The sequence below is a fragment of the Novilysobacter antarcticus genome (genome assembly GCF_019802285.1).
Classification (GTDB): domain Bacteria; phylum Pseudomonadota; class Gammaproteobacteria; order Xanthomonadales; family Xanthomonadaceae; genus Novilysobacter; species Novilysobacter antarcticus.
The window spans coordinates 243,844-261,642 of the sequence record NZ_JAIEUJ010000001.1; the positions used below are offsets into that span (position 1 = coordinate 243,844).

Here is a 17,799-nt window from a genome sequence, read left to right on the forward strand (position 1 = left end):
CCGCTTAAGGAATGAGATTGATCGCGCCCTTCATTATCGCCGAATGGCCGGGAAAGCTGCAGAAGAACGAGTATGGCCCGGCGGTCAGCTTGGCCGGATCAAAGCTGACAGACGTGCTCTCGCCACCGCCAACCACCTTCGAATGCGCGATAACGCGTGTGTCGCCGGCCTTGACGTAGTCGGCGTCGATCCCGGCTTTCATGCCGTCGGCATCGATTCCCTTCATGTCGGCCGGCTTGGCGATCACCACGTTATGGCCCATCACATTCTTCGGCAGCTTGCCGGTGTGCTTGAGATTGATGGTGAACGACTTGCAGGACTTGCTCACATCGATCTGGGAGAGGTTGTATTTCATCGCGTCGCTGCCTTCCAGATCCACCGAGCAGGTAGAGGCCAATGCCGTGGGCGCCGCCAACGACAGAAGCAGAGCGAGGGCGAGGGGACGGATCATGGCGGTATCCTTTCTGGCTGGCTTGGCGGGAGCGCCAAATCGGGCCCCTACCGTAACGCCGGTTACATTTCGTGGAGGTGAAGCCTAAGGGCACAACGCCGCTCAGAAGCTCAAGGCGACGCCACCCGTCCGCGCAGTGAGTTGGCCATCACGTCGGTCACCACGATGTCGACAAACTGGCCGATCATCGACGGGTCGCCGGCAAAGTTGACCGAGCGCATGTTCTCCGTCTTGCCCGTCAGCTCGTTCGCATCGCGGCGGGATCGCCCTTCCACCAGCACCCGCTGGGTGCTGCCGAGCATCGACTCGCTGATGCGCCGTGCGTTGTCGTTGATCGCCGCCTGCAGTCGGGCCAGCCGCGCGTGCTTCTCGGCGTCTGTGGTGGTGTCCTCCAGGTCTGCCGCCGGCGTTCCGGGACGACGCGAATACACAAAGGAGTAGGACTGGTCGAAACCGACGTCCTCGATCAGCTTCATGGTCTTCTCGAAGTCGGCCTCGGTCTCGCCGGGGAAGCCGACAATGAAGTCCGAAGAGATCGAGATGTCCGGTCGCACCGCGCGCAGCTTGCGGATCTTCTGCTTGAACTCGAGCGTCGTATAGCCCCGTTTCATTGCCGCCAGGACGCGGTCGCTGCCAGCCTGGACTGGCAGGTGCAGGTAGTTGGCCAGCTCCGGGACGTCGCGGTACGCCTCGACCAGCGAGTCGGAAAACTCCAGTGGATGCGAGGTGGTGAAGCGGATCCGCTCGACCCCGTCAATCTGGGCGATCGTCCGCACCAGAAGGCCGAGGTCGGCGATCTCCGCCTGGCCGTCCTCGCCGCTGATCAGGCCCGCATACGCATTCACGTTCTGCCCGAGCAGGTGGATCTCGCGCACGCCCTGCGCAGCGAGCTGGGCGACTTCGACCAGCACGTCCTCGAACGGTCGGCTGACCTCTTCGCCGCGGGTGTAGGGCACCACGCAGAAGCTGCAGTACTTGCTGCAGCCCTCCATGATGGACACATAAGCGGAGGGACCTTCTGCGCGCGGCTCGGGCAAACGGTCGAACTTCTCGATCTCCGGAAAGCTGATGTCGACCTGGGGAAGGCCGGACTCGCGCCGGTCACGGATCAGTTCGGGCAGGCGGTGCAGGGTCTGCGGTCCGAACACCAGGTCCACATAGGGCGCCCGCTTGATGATGGCGTCGCCTTCCTGACTGGCCACGCAGCCGCCCACGCCGATCAGGACCGGTTTGCCGTCCTTCTTCAGCGACTTCCAGCGCCCCAGCCGACTGAACACCTTGTCCTGTGCCTTCTCCCGGATCGAGCAGGTATTGATCAGGATCACGTCGGCGTCGGCCGCGTTGCTGGTCAGTTCCAAGCCGTCGGAGGCGGCAAGCACGTCGGCCATCTTGGCCGAGTCGTACTCGTTCATCTGGCACCCGTGGGTCTCGATGAACAGCTTGCCTCGCGGCGCCGTTGCCGGTGCAGGCTCCTCGGCGATGGGCTGGGAGTTAGGGAAGTCGGTCATGGCGGTCCGGAGCCGGCGGGCGAAGATTGCTTCAGGACAGCGAAGCAGGGCGTACACGCCGGGCCTGTGAAAGGAAGGTTGCGTCAGTCTAACGGCCGAGGAGCGCGAAGGGGGTCCCGTTTTCGCTAGCGCACACTTGGCAAAGTCGGTGTGAAAGGTGAAACTCCCGTTCATGAGGGGGTTAAGTCTAGTCATCGGCCTGGCGTTTGCGCTGGCCGCAATTCCTGCCGTTGCCGGCAGCGTCTACCGCTGTGAGGCGCCCGACGGAGCCCGCAGCTACGTCAGCAAGCGCGTCCCCGGTGCGCAGTGCCGTGCCGTCAGCACTGATCCCGCTCCTTCCCGCGCACCCGTACCCGCCATCGCCGCGCAGTCAACCGCTCCGGAGCCGAGCAACGCGACCGCAAACCCGGCGCCCGATCCGTCTGCGCCTGCGACCTTCCTCACCAACGCCGCCCCCATCAGTCCGGTCAAGACCGGCGCGGGCAGCTCGCGCAGGGTGCAGGGGCAGGTCTATTCCTATATCAAGGATGGTGTGCGTCACTACACGAGTACCCGGCCCAAGGGTGTGGCGAGCGCCAGCCCGGTACGGACCATTGCCTACAGCTACGTGGAAACCTGTTTTGCCTGCGGCTCTGCGCCAGGTGTCAATTTCGGTAACGTGCGGTTGAACCGGGAGGCCTACCGCGACGAGATCGCCGCGGCCGCCCGCTCGCACGGCATCGACGAAGCGATCGTGCGCGCGATCATCCACGCCGAGTCGGCATTCAACCCCAATGCGCTGTCCCGGGTGGGCGCACAAGGCCTGATGCAGTTGATGCCAGCCACCGCGCGTCGCTTCAAGGTCAGCAATGCCTTCGATGCCGCCCAGAACATCCAGGGTGGGGTGGAGTACCTCGCGTGGCTGCTCAAGCGCTTCGACGGCAACCTTACCCTGGCGGCCGCGGGCTACAACGCGGGCGAAGGCGCGGTAGACAAGTACAAGGGCGTTCCGCCGTACAGTGAAACCCAGCGCTACGTGCAGCGTGTGGGTGTATTGGCCGAGCGCTACCGCGCGACCAATTGACGTTTGTAACGGGCAGGTCGTGGACCGCTGGCACTTTCGATTGTCGGGCTGTTCATCCATCCGTTACACTTCCACGTCTTTATGAGCCGCCATCCGTCGCCAGTGGTGCCGGGTGCGCGGTGGAGCTTCGACTACCAGCTTTGCGGAGTGCCGGATGACCAACCCAGGGGTCAATGATCCTCAACATGTGCCTGTCGGTGATCCCGTCGGCGAACCCGTCAACAAGGGTCGTCGCCGGTTCCTGACCGCGACCACGGCCGTTATTGGCGCTGTTGGCGCCGGCGTTGCCGCTGTGCCCTTCATCAAGTCGTGGAACCCCAGCGAGCGGGCAAAGCAGGCCGGTGCCCCGGTGACTGTTGACATCACGCCATTGGAGCCCGGCCAGCGCCTTGTGCGCGAGTGGCGCGGCCAGCCGATCTGGATCGTGCGCCGCACCGAGGCGATTCTGGAGGCGCTGCCGACCCTGGACGACCACTTGCGTGATCCGCAGTCGGAGAACCCGGACCAGCAACCCGAGTACGTGCTGGGCGAGTTCCGCGAGCTGCGCTCGATCAAGCGCGAAGTGTCGGTACTCGTTGGCCTTTGCACGCACTTGGGCTGCTCGCCGGAGATGAAGGCGGAAATCCGGCCCGAACCGTTCGACACGGCCTGGAAGGGCGGCTATTTCTGCCCGTGCCACAAGTCCAAGTTCGACATGGCCGGCCGCGTGTACGACGGCGTTCCCGCACCGACGAACCTGCTGGTGCCGCCGCATTTCTATGCCGACGACAACACCATCGTGATCGGCCTCGATCCCTCTTCCAACCAGGGAGCAGCCTGAGCCATGGCGAACATCTTCATCCGCGGCGCCAATGGCGTGATGGACTGGGTCAACGAGCGTGCGCCCGGCATGATGCCGGTGTACCGCAAGCACATGACCGAGTACTACGCGCCGAAGAACTTCAACATCTGGTACTACTTTGGCGTGTTGGCCATGGTGGCGCTGGTCAACCAGATCCTTACCGGGATCTTCCTGACCATGCACTACAAGCCCAGCGCCGCCGAGGCGTTCTCCTCGGTCGAGTACATCATGCGCGACGTGGAGTGGGGCTGGCTGATCCGCTACATGCACTCCACCGGTGCCTCGCTGTTCTTCATCGTTGTCTACATCCACATGTTCCGCGGCCTCATGTACGGCTCGTACCGCAAGCCGCGCGAGCTGGTGTGGATCCTCGGCATGCTGATCTACCTGGTGCTGATGGCAGAAGCCTTCATGGGCTACGTGCTGCCCTGGGGCCAGATGTCGTTCTGGGGGGCGAAGGTCATCATCTCGCTGTTCGGCGCGGTCCCGGTGATCGGGCCCGGTCTGACCGAGTGGATCATGGGCGATTACCTGCCATCAGACGCCACACTTGGCCGCTTCTTCGCTCTGCACGTGATCGCGCTGCCGCTGGTGTTGCTGTTGCTGGTCGTGCTGCATCTGGGTGCACTGCATGAAGTGGGCTCCAACAACCCCGACGGCGTGGACATCAAGAAGGGTCCCAAGGGCAACCGTTGGGATCCCAACAAGCCCGCGGACGGCATTCCGTTCCATCCGTACTACACCGTGCACGACTTGGTGGGCATCGGTTTCTTCCTGATGATTGCCGCGTTCATCATCTTCTTTGCGCCGGCCTTTGGTGGCTGGTTCCTGGAGCATGACAACTTTACGGAAGCCAATCGCCTGGTGACGCCGGCGCACATCAAACCGGTCTGGTACTACACCCCGTTCTACGCGATGTTGCGGGTCATCCCCGACAAGCTGGGCGGCGTGATGGTGATGTTCGGCGCGATCGCCATCCTGTTCGCGGTGCCTTGGCTTGACCGCAGCAAGGTCAACTCGGTCCGCTACAAGGGCTGGATCACCAAGGCAATGCTGACGATGCTGGTGGTCTGCTTCATCTGGCTGGGCAAGATCGGCGCCGGTCCGGGTACCGACCCGGTGGAGACCCAGATCGGTCGGGTGCTGACGTTCCTGTACTTCGCTTTCTTCATCACCATGCCGCTGTGGACGAAGATCGACAAAACCAAGCCGGTGCCAGAGCGGGTGACGACCCATGAGTAGTCCGTCGATCTCCCTCACTCCGCGCTCTACCACGGTCAAATCGAACATGGTTGCCAAATTCGCCCTCTTCGTTGCCGGCCTGCTGGTGTCGGCCGCTGCCTTCGCCGCCGGTGGTGGCGCACTGCAGCAAGCCGATACGGATCTCAACGACCGCGGGTCACTGCAGCGCGGCGCCAAGCTCTATCTGAACTACTGCGCCGGTTGCCACTCCCTGAAATACCTGCGCTATTCGCGCATGGCCGATGACCTTGGCCTGACTCAGGACGAGGTGATGGAAAACCTCGTATTCACTGATGCCAAGTTCGGCGACCACATTGAAACCGCCATGCCCGCGGCGAGTGGCACGGAGTGGTTTGGCAACACGCCACCGGATCTGAGTGTCATCTCCCGGGTGCGTGGTGCCGATTGGCTGTATACCTACCTGAAGTCGTTCTATCTTGATGACACCTCGGCACTGGGCTGGAACAACAGCCTTTTCCCGAATGTCGCCATGCCAAACCCGCTTTGGGAGATGCAGGGTCTGCAGCACGCCGAATACGGCGCGCCGGATGCCAGCGGCGACCGCGCGATCACCGGACTCAAGGTGACCCAGCCAGGCACGATGGACCCGCAGGAGTTCGATCAGTCGGTACGCGACATCACAGCATTCCTCGAGTACGCCGGAGAGCCGGCGATCCTCAAGCGCCCGGGGATCGGCGTCTGGGTGATCCTGTTTCTTGCGGTGTTCACGTTCTTCGCCTGGCTGCTCAACAAGGAGTACTGGCGGGACGTGCACTGAGTCAACCCGGTTCCACGGCGTGGCTCCGGCGCGGGAAGCGCCGCGGTCGCGCGATGAAAGCGGTCAGGGATGGCCGCTTTCAAGTGGTCCATGGTCGGCGGTAGTTGGGGCCGTGACGACTGTCCACGCTGGGTGGTCAGCGTCTTGCGTCCGGCGGATTCCGGGCGTTGGAGAGGTCGAAAATGGCGTCAAGCCCACGTATGCGTAATGCCCTTACCCTGTTCTCCTCAAATGACTGCGTGTTGTGTCATCGAGTCCGGCTGGTATTGGCGTCCAAGGGCGTTACCTACGACCTGATTTCGGTGGATCCGCAGAATCCGCCGGAGGACCTCATCGACCTCAACCCGTACCACTCGGTGCCGACCCTGGTCGAGCGCGACCTGGTGCTGTACGCAGCCAGCGTGGTCAGCGAATACCTCGACGAGCGCTATCCGCACCCGCCGCTGATGCCTGTTGACCCGTTGTCGCGTGCGCGCCTGCGCCTGGCGACCTTGCGCTTGGAGCATGATTGGGTGCCCCAGGTGCAGGCGATCCAGATGGGCACCAAGCCCCAAGCCGAAGCAGCGCGTAAGCGTCTGAAAGAACTCCTGACTGCATCCGTCCCGTTGTTCAAGGCCTTCAAGTTCTTCCTCAACAACGAGATGAGCCTGGCCGACTGCGCGATGGCGCCGATCATATGGCGCTTGCCCTCGCTCGGCGTCGCCCTGCCGAAGGATGCCAAGGCGCTGGAGGATTACGGCAGCCGCATTTTCCGCAACCCCGGTTTTGCCCGCAGCCTGACCGAGCAGGAGCGACGCCTGAACGAACTGCCGGTCTGAGTCGGCAGTTGCCGTATCGACACAGGGCGCCGGCCCCGGAATCACGGTCTGTGTTCTAAACTGGCCGCATGAACGACGAAACCCCAGTGATGACCAGTCATCGTCCGTACCTGTTGCGGGCGCTGTATGAGTGGATCGCCGACAATGAAATGACGCCGCACCTGCTGGTCGACGCGACCCGCAGCGGCGTGCAGGTTCCGCTGCATGCGGTGAGCGAGGGGCGCATCGTCTTGAATGTCGCCCAGCAGGCCGTCTCCGGATTGGAGATGACCAACGAGCTGATCCGTTTCAGCGCGCGGTTTGGCGGTGTGAGCCAATCGATTTCCGTGCCGACCCATGCGGTCGTCGCCATCTACGCCCGCGAGACGGGGCAGGGCATGGTGCTGCCGGAAGAGACGGGCGAGGGGCCGGCCGCTGGAGACGGCACGCACGGCACGCCCGACGCTGCGGCCACACCACGGCCCGCGCTGAGCGCGGTTCCCAGCGATGCGTCCAGCGCTGACCACAGTCATGACAGCGACCACGATCCTGAGCCCGATGGCGACGGAACCGATCCTTCCGGTCCCCGCCGTGGCGGGCACCTTCGGGTCGTCAAATAGTCTGATCCACGGGGCCGACAAAGGAGATCATCCGGCCGCCGCGCAGCACCAGGCGGCCGGCATGGCGGTCCTCTCCGTCGCGCGAGTAATCAAACCGGAAGGTTCGTTCCCATCCCAGCCAGCCGTCATCGCCGCGGTACAGGCGCATGCCCATCACGTGCACCGTCTGGTCAAGCAGCTGTACACCGGCCGCTGAACAAGCCTCCCGGCCCAGCACCTCCGCGCGCTCGGCGGCGCCCCGGCCTGCGCTCCAGAAAGCAAACGCCACTGATCCGACAATCATCACGATCAGCATCGTGGGCATGGTCAGCCCGCCATCGGCGGTGGGCCGAGCTTGAGTGAGAGGTCGATGGCGTGGATGTGCTTGGTCAGCGCGCCAATGGAGATGAAGTCCACGCCGTCTTCGGCGATCGCCCGCAGTCCGGCAAGCTCGACACCGCCCGAGACTTCCAGTGGCGCGGGCCGGGCATGCGCCGCGTTGATGCGTACCGCCTCGCGTCGTTTCGCCGCGTCGAAGTTGTCGATCAGGATGCGGTCGCAGCCCTCATCCAGAGCCTCACGCAACTCCACCAGAGTCTCCACTTCGACAATCAGCGGCAGGTCCGGTTGCATCCGCCGGGCGGCCTGGATCGCGGCAGCGATCGAACCGGCCGCGCGGACATGGTTTTCCTTCAGCATCACCGCGTCGAACAACCCGATCCGATGATTCACGCCGCCACCGGTGCGGACGGCGTATTTCTGCGCCAGGCGCAGTCCCGGAATGGTCTTGCGGGTGTCCAGGATCCGGGTGCCGGTGCCAGCGACGGCGGCGACATGGCGGGCCGTGGTGGTTGCCGTGCCCGAAAGGGTCTGCATGAAGTTGAGCGACGTACGCTCGGCGGTGACAAGCGCTTGGGCGCGACCCTCCAGAATGGCCAGGACGGTTCCGGCCGCAACGTGGTCGCCTTCCGCAACATGCCACTGGATGCGGACGTCAGGATCCAGGGCGCGGTGGCACGCATCGAACCAGGGACGGCCGCAAACGACGGCGTCTTCCTTGCACAGCAGGTAGGCGGAGTCGGCATGATCCGACAACAGCGAGGCAGTCGCATCACCACTGCCGACGTCTTCCGCCAGTGCGCGGGACACGTCTTCGGCCACGCAATCAGGGGCGCGCAGGGGCTCGCTCATGCCGACGGGAATCCTTCCACCTGCCGGGACGCGATCGCTTCCTCTGCCAGCAGTACCGGGATGCCGTCGTCCACGCGATAGACCTGCGCGCGATCGCGGGTCACCAGGGCCTCGCGAAGCGGCTCGGTCTGTTGGCTGCCGTCACCTCGTAGCACGCCGCCGCGGGCGATCGCCTCGTTGAGCGACTTCAGGCTGCGACTGTCCAGCATCGCCAGGGGTTGGCGGGTCGTGGGGCAGACGAGGAGGTCGAGCAGTTTGCGGTCCATCGGGCCGGTTTCTCCAGTGGTCGGTCCGCGGGTGCGCGGCGGACGGTGTTGGCGGGACGCGCGCGCCCATGGCGCTTGCGTGTGTGCCCGGTAGAATACCGTTTTGCCGTAGGGTCCAACCATGACAGACACCGTGCAGGCGCCGCTGGTCGGCCTTGTGATGGGCTCCCGTTCCGACTGGGAGACGATGCAGCACGCGGCCGAGCGGCTGGAGGCGCTGGGAATCGCCCATGAGGTCCGGGTGGTGTCCGCGCATCGCACGCCTGATGTCCTGTTCGACTATGCCGCCACCGCGGCCGGGCGTGGCCTGCGGGCGATCATCGCCGGCGCAGGCGGCGCCGCGCACCTGCCAGGCATGCTGGCGGCGAAGACGGTTGTGCCGGTCCTGGGCGTTCCGGTCCAGAGCAAGGCGCTCAATGGCATGGACTCGCTGTTGTCCATTGTGCAGATGCCGGCCGGGGTGCCGGTGGCCACCTTCGCTATTGGCAACGCCGGCGCGGCCAACGCCGCACTGTTCGCGGCGGCGATGCTGGCCGCCGATCATGCCGATGTGGCCGCGGCGCTGGATGCCTTCCGCGCGCGCCAGACCGCCGATGTCATCTGCAGCGACGATCCTCGCCAATGAAGACGGTTGGCATCCTTGGCGGCGGCCAGCTGGCGCGCATGATGGTGTTGGCAGGTACGCCGTTGGGGGTGCGGTTTGTCGTTCTCGACCCCGCGGCGGATGCGTGCGCATCGCAGGTGGCGCCCATGGTGGCCGGCAGTTTCGCCGATACGCAGGCGCTTGACGAATTCGCATCCCGCGCAGATGTGGCCACGTTCGATTTCGAGAATGTGCCGTCTGCGTCGGCTGAGTCGCTGCTCAAGCGAGTGCCGGTGTTTCCGAACCCGCGTGCGCTCGCCGTCGCCCAGGATCGCCTGGCGGAAAAGACCCTGTTCGGTGAGCTGGACATTCCCGTGGCGCCGTTCGCGGTAGTCGACAACCGCGCGCAGCTGGACGAGGCGATTGCGAAGGTAGGCACCCCGTGCATCCTGAAGACGCGACGCCTTGGCTACGACGGCAAGGGCCAGTTCCGGTTGCTCTCGTCCGACGATGCCGATGCAGCGTGGGACGCGCTGGGCGCGCAGGCGTCCAGGGTCGGGCTGATCCTGGAGGGCTTCGTCGAGTTCGATCGTGAGCTCAGCGTGGTCGCGGTCCGGGACCGCCACGGCGAGTTCCGGAGCTGGCCGGTGACGGAGAACTGGCACGTCGATGGCGTGTTGTCGGCCAGCCTGGCGCCGGCCAGCGTAAGCGATGCAATGGCGGCAGTGGCGACCCGTCACGCCCGCAAGGTGGCCGATGCGCTCGATTACGTCGGTGTGTTCGCACTTGAGCTGTTCTGTCGCAACGGTGAGCTGCTGGCCAACGAGATGGCGCCCCGCGTGCACAACTCCGGCCACTGGACCATCGAAGGTGCCGAGACAAGCCAATTCCAGAACCACCTGCGCGCCGTGCTGGGCCTTCCACTGGGCGCGACCCGGATGCTCGGCCATGCTTGCATGCTCAACTGGATCGGCAAGATGCCGGCGCCGGAGGCCGTGCTGGCTGAGCCGTCGGGTCATTGGCACGATTACGGCAAGGCCGCGCGGGAAGGCCGCAAGGTGGGGCATGCGACCCTGCGCGCCGATTCCAGGCAGGAGCTCGCGCAGGCACTGGAGCGAGTGGGTGTCGCACTGGGTCGGCAGGAGCAGGTCGCGCCGGTGATCGCCCGGTTGCAGGCGACTGCCAGCTGAGGGCGACTGCGCGTGCCGCCTCGCCGTGACTCAATGTCCCGGTGGTGCGGCGCCCGGCTTGACTCCGAACGGCGGCTTCGCCAGCCAGATGAAGGCGATCACCAGCAGGAAGATGATCCCCAGCAAATGGAAGATATCGTTGAAGCCGAGTTGCACCGCCTGCTGCTCGATGAGGCCATCAAGCACCATCGCGCCACGCTGTAGATCGCCCCGTCCAAGTGCCTCTACCGTCTCCAGCGCCGCCGGATCGTAGGCGCTGATATGGCTGGTCAGCTCGGCATGGTGAATCGTGCTGCGCAGCCCCCAGCCCCAGGTGGTAAGCGAGGCCGAAAAGCTCGCTCCAAGAGTACGCACGAAGGTGGTCAGCCCCGAGCCGGCAGCAATCTCGTGAGGGGCCAGGTCTGACAACAGGATGGTCAGTACCGGCATGAAAAACAGCGCCACGCCCAGGCCCTGCCACAGCTGAACCATCGCCACGGTATGGAAATCCACCTCGGTATTGAAACCGGCGCGGGCAAAACTGGTGAAGGCCATCACCACGAACGCCGCACTGGCGATCAGGCGCAGGTCGAAGCGCATGGCGTATTTACCGATGAACGGCGTCAGCAGGATCGGGATCACGCCCAGCGGCGCGGTGGCGAAGCCGGCCCATATCGGTGTGTAGCCCAGGTTGCGTTGCAGCCACACCGGAATCAGCAGGCTCAAGCTGAAAAACGCCGCGTACGCCAGCACCATCGCGATCGTGCCGGTGGCAAAGTTTCGATGGCGGAACAGTTTCAGGTCGACGATCGGATCGTGGTCGGTCAACTCCCAAATCAGGAATACCGCCAAGGCGACCGCCGCCACACTCGACAGAACGATGATCCGCGTGGACTGGAACCAGTCGGCATCGTTGCCCAGATCCAGCACAATCTGTAGCGCGCCCACCCCGATGATCAGGGTTGCCAGTCCGACATAGTCCATGCGTGGCTTTTCCAGCCGCTCCGGCCGGCCGCGCAGTTGGGCACCCACCACGAAACTGCAGAAAAACCCGATCGGCACATTTATCAGGAATATCCATTCCCAGCTGTAGTTGTCGGTGATCCACCCGCCGAGAATCGGTCCGGCAATGGGCGCCACCACCGTCACCATCGACAGAACCGCGATTGCCAGACCGCGCCGGTGGGGTGGATAGACCGAGATCATCAGCGCCTGCGTGATGGGATACATCGGCCCGGCGACGAACCCCTGGAGCGAGCGTGCGCCGACCAGCATGCCAATGCTGTGCGACAGTCCGCATAGAAGCGAAGCGAGCGAGAACAGCGCGGTGGCCCAGATGAACAGGCGGCGCTCACCAAAGCGCCGCGTCATGAAGCCGGTCAACGGCAGCGCGATCGCGTTGCTTACGGCAAACGAGGTGATCACCCATGTGGCCTGGTCGCCGCTACCACCCAGATTGCCGGCGATGGTCGGCAGCGAGACGTTGGCGATTGTCAGGTCCAGCACCTGCATGAAAGACGCCAACGACAGCCCGATCGTGGTCAGGATCAGGTTGGCCGGCTGGAACCCGGTGGCTGCGGCGGGCGTCGCGCCCGCGCTGGCGGTGGTGGTGGACATGGTAGAGGTGGCCTGTGCGCGCTGATCCGGGGATCAGTCGCGGGTGCCGCTCTGGGAGAGGTTGTCCTGCACAATCCGTTCAATCAGCGCGTCCGCATCGCCTATCTGGTCCGCGTAGACGGCGGTGCTCAGGACCGGCGCGGTGGACAGTTCACCGGCAAGAACCTGGCCGCTGTCGTCGTGGATATCCACGTCCACGCTCATGCTCAGGCCGATCCGCAGCGGATACTTCGCCAGTTGCTCGCGTTCCAGGTTGATCCGCACCGGCAGCCGCTGCACGATCTTGATCCAGTTGCCGCTGGCGTTCTGCGCCGGCAGCAACGCGAAAGCACTGCCTGTGCCCATGCCAAGGCTGCCCACGGTGCCGCGGTAGGTGACCTTGTTGCCGTAGAGGTCCGCTCGCACTTCCACCGGTTGCCCGATGCGCATATTGGCGAGCTGGGTTTCCTTGAAGTTGGCCTCGACCCACATCTGCTCGGAGGGGACGACCGTCATCAGCGTCGTTCCCGGCTGCACGCGCTGGCCGAGCTGCACGTGCCGCTGGGCAACGTGGCCTGAGATCGGCGCAAGGATCTGCGTGCGCTGTGAGTCGAGGTACGCCTGGCGCAACCGGGCGGCTGCAGCCTGCACCTGCGGTTGGCTTTGCACCGTGGTCGCGTCCACCAACGCGCGGTTGCGCGACAGGTCGCCATGCGACACCGACAGAGCCGCTTCGGCGGCCGCCAACTGGTCGCGGGCGTGGGCGAGTTCCTCGGAGGAAACCGCACCGCTGGCGACGAGCCCTTCGCGCCGCGCGACGTCGGCACGGGCACGCGTCAACGCAGCCTGCTGCGCGGCTACCGTCGCTTGGCCGGCATCCACCGCGCTATACAGCCCGCGGACCTGGCGGACCGTGCCGGCGAGGTTGGCCACCGCCTGCTGATAGGCCATCTGCGCATCGTGGGGGTCCAGTTGAACCAGCACCTGGCCGGCCGTGACCATCATGCCGTCGTCCACGCCTATGCTGACCACCGTGCCCGCCGTCTGCGGGGTCACCGCGACGACGTTGCCCTGCACGTAGGCGTCGTCGGTATTCTCGTACCAGCGCCCGATCAGCAGGTACCACGCCAGCCAACCGGCGACGGTTAATACGACCACGGCCAACACGATCAGCAACGCCATCCGGCGCTTGCCGGGCATACCCTTCGCGGCGGACGTCGCAGGTGTGGCGGGTCGCGCGGCGGGAGTGGATTCGGTGCTCATTGGATAACGGCCTTGGAGGGAGCGGGTTCCGCAGCAGCCGCGCTGGGCCCTGCGCTGTCCTTGTCGGGTGGGGAATGCGCAGGGGCAACGGGATCGACTCCGCCGCCGAGGCCCACGTGGAGATCGACCATTGCGCCGAGACGCTGTGCCCGCAGGTTGGCCAGGAGCTGGCCAAGTTCGTAAAGTGGCGCCTGGGCGGCCAGGATATCCATCTGGGTGCCGATCCCGGCCGCATAGCGAAGCTGGGCGATTTCGGTCGCGGCGTCGGCTGCCTCATGGGCGGCAGTTGCCGACGCCAGCCGTGCCTGCAACGAGCGTGAGGACTGGAGAGCGTCAGCGACTTCGCGCAGAGCGTCCACGAGGCGCTGGTTGAACTGGGCCACGGCGAGGTCGTAGTCGGCGTTGCTGGCTGCCAACTGGCTGCGTAGCCGGCCACCGTCAAAGATCGGCAGGCTGATTGCCGGGCCACCCTGCAGCAGTACCGCGTCGCTGCTGAAGAGGCTGGACAGGCTGCCGCTGGCGAGTCCGGCAAGTGCGTTGAGGTTGACGGACGGGTAGAACGCGGCCTGACTGGTCTTAATGTCCTGTGCGGCGGCCTCAACCTGCCAGCGGGCCGCAACAATATCGGGACGATGGCCGAGCAGTTCGCTGGGCAGAACGGATGGAAGCGCGGGAACGGAGGCGTCCAGCAGAACCGGTTTGGTGATTGCCAGGCCCCGGTCCGGGCCCTTGCCGAGGAGGGCCGCGAGGGCGGTGCGCAGACTGTCGATCTGCTGCTGGGCCGCTTGGAGCTCCTGGCGGGCGCTGGAGATTTTGCCTTCGATCTGGTGCAACTGTGCCTGGTTGTCGATCCCAGCGGCGACGCGCTGACTCGCCAGCTGCTGCAGGTGCTGGGTGCGTGCCTGCTCAGTACCGGCGGCCTCGCGCATTCGGTATGCCTGGGCGAGGGCGATGTACGCCTTGGTGACATTGGCGGCGAGCGTCAAACGCGCGGCCTGTGCCTCAACCTGCGCGGCGTTACTGCGCCCGAGCGCGGCCTGCCACGCGGCGCGCTTGCCGCCCCAGAGGTCCGGACTGTAGGCCAACTTCATCATCAGCACGCCTACGGTGTTGAAATCTCCGCCCAGCCCGTCGGGTGCGACGGTCGAGGGCAGTTGCAATCCCGAGACCTGCGCAGAGGCGCCGAGTATGGGTTTTCGCTGCGCGTCGACGAGACCCGCCACTGCGCTAGCGCGACGCGCCCGTGCATCGGCCGCGTCCAGGCTTGGAGCGCCCTCCAATGCCTCGACGACCAGCGCATCCAGCTGCGGATCGCCAAACGCTTTCCACCACTCCCGAGCGGGAAACTCAGCGGGTGACAGCCGCTCCGGATCGATCGTGCGCACCGCCCGAAGGTCCCCGTCATCAAGCAAAGTGCCGGTCACTTTAAGGCCATGCGTGCTAGCACAAGCGGCGAGCAGGAAGGTCAGCGCGACGACGGAGAACCATGGCCTGAACCCGCGGCACAGGCAGCACACGACAGGACTCATTAGCAGGACTCGTCGGTGGAGAGGTTGGCGCACACCCGGTTGAGCAGCGAAGAGAGTTGCTCGCGCTCTCTATCGCTCAGGCCATTCAGGGCGCACTCGCGCACCTTGGTTCCGCAGTGATTGACATCCTTCCATAGCGCCTGGCCGCAGGGAGTGAGGACCACATGCCAGGCGCGACCGTCTTTGGGGTCGGGCACCCGTGCGACCAGTTCTCTGGTTTCCAGCCGGTCGAGCAAGCGCGACATCGCGCCGCGGTCGAGGTCGACCGAACGCGCCAGTTCGGCTGCATTGCAGGGACGCTGGGCCAGGAGCTTGAGCGTTGCGTACTGGCTGAAGGTCAGTTGGTGGCCTGCGGCTTCCAACTCGCGGGCCATCCTCGCCCACATCGCATCACGAACCTGGCGGAACAGCAGACCGAGGGTCGATCCGGTGAGGAGGGTGGAGGTCATCCCGGGAATTATCGTTTCCGGGAAAAATGGTTGTCAATGCAACAAGTTTGCTCGCCGCGTCAGTCGCCGCGCCCCAGTACCAGCTCCAGCACGAACTTGCTGCCGAAGAACGACAGCACCAGCAGCACCATCGCCACCAGTGTCCAGCGGACGGCAACCGCGCCACGCCAGCCGTACCGCCAACGACCCACCAGCAACGCGCCGAAGGTCAACCACGACAGCACGCTGAGCACCGTCTTGTGGACCAGGTGCTGGGCGAGCAGGTCATCGACGAACAGCACGCCGGTGAGCAGGGTCGCCGAAAGCAGTACGAAGCCGACCGTGATGGTGCGGAACAGCAGCATTTCCAGTTCCACCAGTGGCGGCAGGGCACGCAGCCAGCCATGAATGCTGCGGCGGCGCAACGCGCGCTCCTGCAGCCAGAGCATGATCGCCAGCAGTGCGGCCAGTGCGAGCGTCGCGTAGGCCAACAGCGCCGTCCAGGCGTGCAGCTGAAGTCGCCAGTCGAGCGTCTCGGGCGCGACATGGCCGTGCAGGTGATAGCCGACCAGTGTGACCATGGCCAAGGGGAAAACCACCACGCCGAGGGCCGCCATCCGGCCCGTGGCGCCCACCACCACCGTCATCGCCGCCATCCCCAGCGAGACCAGTGAGAGTGCCGCGTAGAAGTGCATGTCCGCGCCACCGATGCCGCGCCAAGCAGCCATATGCGTGCTGGCATGCAGGAGCAACGCGCCAGTCGCCGGCATCAGCCAGCCGCGTCCGGCCGCTTCCCTGCCCGCGAAATTTGCGACGAGCAGGCCCGTCGCGAGCAGGTACAACAGAACGCTGATGAGAACGATTGTCATCGGCAAAGTGTCTCACGACGCGATCGCCGCTGGCTCACGCCAACCGCGCCGCACAAGGGTTTGTGGGCGCAACCCGGCCGATCGAGGCAGGGAGCAGCCGTGATCTTCGCATGGCGCGCGCAAGGACGTGGCAGCCCGGCTCTGTCTCGGGTATGCGCCGGACGAGTTCGCGCGGTCGCCCGGTGGCGGCGGGCTATACTTGGCGACCATTTTCCGCCGTCCTTTTCCGGGTACCTCCGCATGTTCGAATCCCTGACCCAGCGCCTGTCCGGCACCATTGAGCGGTTGCGTGGCCGCGGCCGCCTGTCGGAAGAGAACATCCGCGAGTCACTGCGCGAAGTGCGCATCGCGCTGCTGGAAGCCGACGTGGCATTGCCTGTGGTGCAGGCGCTGATCGAGCGCATCAAGGTGCGTGCGGTCGGTCAGGAAGTGCTCAAGTCGCTGACTCCCGGCCAGGCCCTGATCAAGGTCGTGCGCGACGAGATGACCGCGGTCATGGGGTCGCAGGCCAACGAGCTGAACCTCAACGTGCCTGCCCCGGCGGTGATCCTGATGGCCGGCCTGCAGGGCGCGGGCAAGACCACCACGACCGCCAAGCTGGCCAAGCACCTCAAGGACAAGCGCAAGAAGAAGGTCATGGTGGTCAGCGCCGACGTTTATCGTCCGGCGGCGATCGAGCAATTGAAGACGCTCGCCGAGCAGGTCGACGTCACCTTCTTCCCGTCCAGCTCCGACCAGAAGCCCGAAGCGATCGTACGCGCCGCAATCGAGGATGCGCGCAAGTCGTTCATCGACGTGCTGATCGTCGATACCGCCGGCCGCCTTGCGATCGACGAAGCGATGATGGCCGAGATCCAGGCGCTGCACGCGGCGGTCAATCCGGTAGAGACCCTGTTCGTGGTCGATTCCATGACCGGCCAGGACGCGGCGACCACCGCCAAGGCGTTTGGCGAGGCGTTGCCGTTGACCGGCGTCGTGCTGACCAAGACCGACGGTGACGCCCGTGGCGGTGCCGCGCTGAGCGTGCGCTACATCACCGGCAAGCCGATCAAGTTCATCGGTGTCAGCGAGAAGCCCGACGGTTTGGATGTGTTCCATCCCGACCGGGTCGCCAGCCGGATCCTCGACATGGGCGACGTGCTGTCACTGGTGGAGCAGGTCGAGGGGCAGGTTGACCAGGACAAGGCGCAGAAACTCGCCGAGAAGGTCGCCAAGGGCAAGAAGTTCAACCTGGAAGACATGCGCGACCAGCTTGAGCAGATGCAGAGCATGGGCGGGATTTCCAGCCTGATGGACAAGCTGCCGGGTATGGGCCAGATCCCCGACTCGGTGAAGTCGCAGGTGACCGGCAAGGAAGTGCCGCGCCTGGTGGCGATCATCAACTCGATGACACCGAAGGAGCGCCGCAACCCCGCGCTGTTGAACGGATCGCGCCGTGCCCGCATCGCGCGCGGCGCCGGGACCACGCCGGCCGAGGTCAACAAGCTGATGAAGCAGTACCAGCAGATGGAAAAAATGATGGGCAAGCTCGGCCGCGGCGGCATGAAGGGCATGATGCGCGGCATGAAGGGAATGATGGGCGGACGGGGCCGGATGCCATTCGGCTGAGCCACTTCCCTTTGCGGT

At 65.1% G+C, this 17,799-nt stretch carries 19 protein-coding genes; 9 read left to right on the forward strand and 10 right to left on the reverse strand.

The window, feature by feature from the left end; genetic code table 11:
• Positions 1-4: 4 nt before the first annotated feature.
• Entirely contained in the window at positions 5-451 is a 447-nt protein-coding gene (gene azu / locus KZ491_RS01165; protein WP_222564051.1) for an azurin, read from the reverse strand.
• Between the two features lie 110 nt (positions 452-561).
• The gene (gene miaB / locus KZ491_RS01170; RefSeq protein ID WP_222564052.1) at positions 562-1,959 is read right to left on the reverse strand and encodes a tRNA (N6-isopentenyl adenosine(37)-C2)-methylthiotransferase MiaB; all 1,398 of its coding nucleotides are present in this window, start codon (positions 1,957-1,959) and stop codon (positions 562-564) included.
• 172 nt (positions 1,960-2,131) lie between these two features.
• Between miaB and KZ491_RS01175 the strand changes: the two genes are divergently transcribed.
• From KZ491_RS01175 to KZ491_RS01200, 6 genes are all read left to right on the forward strand, one after another.
• On the forward strand, positions 2,132-3,022 hold the full coding sequence (locus KZ491_RS01175; protein ID WP_222564681.1) for a lytic transglycosylase domain-containing protein: 891 nt from the start codon (positions 2,132-2,134) through the stop codon (positions 3,020-3,022).
• A gap of 154 nt (positions 3,023-3,176) precedes the next feature.
• Entirely contained in the window at positions 3,177-3,842 is a 666-nt protein-coding gene (gene petA, locus KZ491_RS01180) for a ubiquinol-cytochrome c reductase iron-sulfur subunit (RefSeq protein WP_222564053.1), read from the forward strand.
• Positions 3,843-3,845: 3 nt separating this feature from the next.
• Entirely contained in the window at positions 3,846-5,105 is a 1,260-nt protein-coding gene (locus tag KZ491_RS01185; RefSeq protein WP_222564054.1) for a cytochrome b, read from the forward strand.
• 46 nt (positions 5,106-5,151) lie between these two features.
• A complete protein-coding gene (locus tag KZ491_RS01190) occupies positions 5,152-5,883 on the forward strand; it encodes a cytochrome c1 (RefSeq protein WP_222564682.1) in 732 nt (243 codons plus the stop codon).
• A 182-nt stretch (positions 5,884-6,065) separates the two neighbouring features.
• Entirely contained in the window at positions 6,066-6,701 is a 636-nt protein-coding gene (locus KZ491_RS01195) for a glutathione S-transferase N-terminal domain-containing protein (RefSeq protein WP_222564055.1), read from the forward strand.
• A 68-nt stretch (positions 6,702-6,769) separates the two neighbouring features.
• Entirely contained in the window at positions 6,770-7,300 is a 531-nt protein-coding gene (locus KZ491_RS01200; RefSeq protein ID WP_222564056.1) for a ClpXP protease specificity-enhancing factor, read from the forward strand.
• Here KZ491_RS01200 and KZ491_RS01205 read toward each other — a convergent pair.
• The 3 genes from KZ491_RS01205 to KZ491_RS01215 are packed head-to-tail and all read right to left on the reverse strand — an operon-like array spanning position 7,293 to position 8,736.
• Positions 7,293-7,604: a DUF3301 domain-containing protein gene (locus tag KZ491_RS01205; RefSeq protein WP_222564057.1), complete on the reverse strand. Its 312-nt coding sequence runs from the start codon at positions 7,602-7,604 to the stop codon at positions 7,293-7,295. The two genes, KZ491_RS01200 and KZ491_RS01205, sit on opposite strands and share 8 nt — an antisense overlap.
• A 2-nt stretch (positions 7,605-7,606) precedes the next feature.
• Positions 7,607-8,470, reverse strand: coding sequence for a carboxylating nicotinate-nucleotide diphosphorylase (gene nadC, locus KZ491_RS01210; RefSeq protein ID WP_222564058.1), 864 nt, complete (start codon positions 8,468-8,470; stop codon positions 7,607-7,609).
• Positions 8,467-8,736 carry a Trm112 family protein gene (locus KZ491_RS01215; protein ID WP_222564059.1) on the reverse strand — a complete coding sequence of 90 codons (270 nt, stop codon included), beginning with the start codon at positions 8,734-8,736 and terminating at the stop codon, positions 8,467-8,469. The genes nadC and KZ491_RS01215 overlap by 4 nt, the downstream gene beginning before the upstream one ends.
• Before the next feature lie 121 nt (positions 8,737-8,857).
• Between KZ491_RS01215 and purE the strand changes: the two genes are divergently transcribed.
• Both purE and KZ491_RS01225 read left to right on the forward strand, forming a co-directional pair.
• The gene (gene purE, locus KZ491_RS01220) at positions 8,858-9,361 is read left to right on the forward strand and encodes a 5-(carboxyamino)imidazole ribonucleotide mutase (RefSeq protein WP_222564060.1); all 504 of its coding nucleotides are present in this window, start codon (positions 8,858-8,860) and stop codon (positions 9,359-9,361) included.
• Positions 9,358-10,509, forward strand: coding sequence for a 5-(carboxyamino)imidazole ribonucleotide synthase (locus KZ491_RS01225; RefSeq protein WP_222564061.1), 1,152 nt, complete (start codon positions 9,358-9,360; stop codon positions 10,507-10,509). Before purE ends, KZ491_RS01225 begins: the two co-directional genes overlap by 4 nt.
• 30 nt (positions 10,510-10,539) lie before the next feature.
• Here KZ491_RS01225 and KZ491_RS01230 read toward each other — a convergent pair whose 3' ends face one another.
• The 5 genes from KZ491_RS01230 to KZ491_RS01250 are packed head-to-tail and all read right to left on the reverse strand — an operon-like array spanning position 10,540 to position 16,173.
• Complete coding sequence (locus KZ491_RS01230) at positions 10,540-12,105, reverse strand: DHA2 family efflux MFS transporter permease subunit (protein ID WP_222564062.1); 1,566 nt, start codon at positions 12,103-12,105, stop codon at positions 10,540-10,542.
• A 33-nt stretch (positions 12,106-12,138) separates the two neighbouring features.
• The gene (locus KZ491_RS01235) at positions 12,139-13,347 is read right to left on the reverse strand and encodes an HlyD/EmrA/EmrK family protein (protein WP_222564063.1); all 1,209 of its coding nucleotides are present in this window, start codon (positions 13,345-13,347) and stop codon (positions 12,139-12,141) included.
• Positions 13,344-14,876, reverse strand: coding sequence for an efflux transporter outer membrane subunit (locus tag KZ491_RS01240; protein ID WP_222564064.1), 1,533 nt, complete (start codon positions 14,874-14,876; stop codon positions 13,344-13,346). The genes KZ491_RS01235 and KZ491_RS01240 overlap by 4 nt, the downstream gene beginning before the upstream one ends.
• Positions 14,876-15,325 carry a MarR family winged helix-turn-helix transcriptional regulator gene (locus tag KZ491_RS01245; protein WP_246606451.1) on the reverse strand — a complete coding sequence of 150 codons (450 nt, stop codon included), beginning with the start codon at positions 15,323-15,325 and terminating at the stop codon, positions 14,876-14,878. Before KZ491_RS01245 ends, KZ491_RS01240 begins: the two co-directional genes overlap by 1 nt.
• Positions 15,326-15,384: 59 nt before the next feature.
• Positions 15,385-16,173 (reverse strand): cytochrome C assembly family protein, encoded by a 789-nt coding sequence (locus KZ491_RS01250; protein ID WP_222564065.1) that lies wholly within the window; start codon positions 16,171-16,173, stop codon positions 15,385-15,387.
• Positions 16,174-16,413: 240 nt separating this feature from the next.
• Between KZ491_RS01250 and ffh the strand changes: the two genes are divergently transcribed.
• Positions 16,414-17,781 (forward strand): signal recognition particle protein, encoded by a 1,368-nt coding sequence (gene ffh / locus KZ491_RS01255; RefSeq protein WP_222564066.1) that lies wholly within the window; start codon positions 16,414-16,416, stop codon positions 17,779-17,781.
• Positions 17,782-17,799 lie beyond the last annotated feature (18 nt).